The organism is Cereibacter changlensis JA139, from assembly GCF_003034985.1.
Lineage (GTDB): Bacteria > Pseudomonadota > Alphaproteobacteria > Rhodobacterales > Rhodobacteraceae > Cereibacter > Cereibacter changlensis.
Map to the genome: position 1 here is coordinate 1 of NZ_PZKG01000382.1, position 884 is coordinate 884.

General features: G+C 68.1%; 1 protein-coding gene. It reads left to right on the top strand.

Annotated elements, in window-relative coordinates:
• On the top strand, positions 1–884 hold an 884-nt coding region (locus C5F48_RS24210; protein WP_107666175.1), incomplete at both ends, for an MraY family glycosyltransferase.

Here is an 884-nt window from a genome sequence, read left to right on the forward strand (position 1 = left end):
CAGGCGGGGGTGCAGAAGCTGCACCTGACGCCGACGCCCCGCATCGGTGGCGTCGCCCTGCTGGTCGGCGCGGTGACGGGGGGCTTCTGGTTGCCGGTCGAGGCGCAGTCGCTGTGGTGGACCCTCTGCCTCGCCGCCATGCCGGCCTTCGCCTCCGGCCTCGCCGAGGACGTTACCAAGCGGGTCGGCGTGAAATGGCGACTGCTGGCGACGATCTTCGCCGGCTTCCTGTTCTGCGAGCTGACCGGCTACCGCATCGACTCGGTTGACATTCCGGGGGCTGACTGGCTGCTTTCCTTCCCGCTGTTCTCGATGCTGTTCACCGCGGTGGCCATCGGCGGCATCGCGAATGCGGTGAACATCATCGACGGGGTGAACGGCCTTGCCTCCGGCACCGCGATCATCGTGCTGTCGGGCTTCGCCGTGGTGGCGGGGCAGGTTGGCGATGTCGCCCTGCTGGGCTGCATCCTGCTGGCGATCTCGGCGCTGTTCGGATTCTTCCTGATGAACTTCCCGGTCGGCCGCATCTTCCTCGGCGACGCGGGCGCCTATTCGGCCGGCTTCGTGCTGGCGGTGATCGCGGTGGCGCTGCCGGCCCGCAACCCGGAGCTGTCGCCGCTGATCGGCTTGCTGGCGCTGGCCTATCCGGTGGTCGAGACCATGGTCTCGATCATCCGCCGGATGAGCCGCGAGGGCACCAACCCCGGTCAACCGGACCGCCTGCACCTGCACAGCCTGGTCTACCGCAGCCGCGCCCGTCGCTTGGCGCAGCAGCTTGGTGTGCCGCATATGCGCAACCCGATGACCAGCCTGATCCTGTGGTCACTGTCGCTGCTGTCGAGCGCCCTGATGGTGCTCAGCAGTCACAGTTCGGCGCTGGTGCT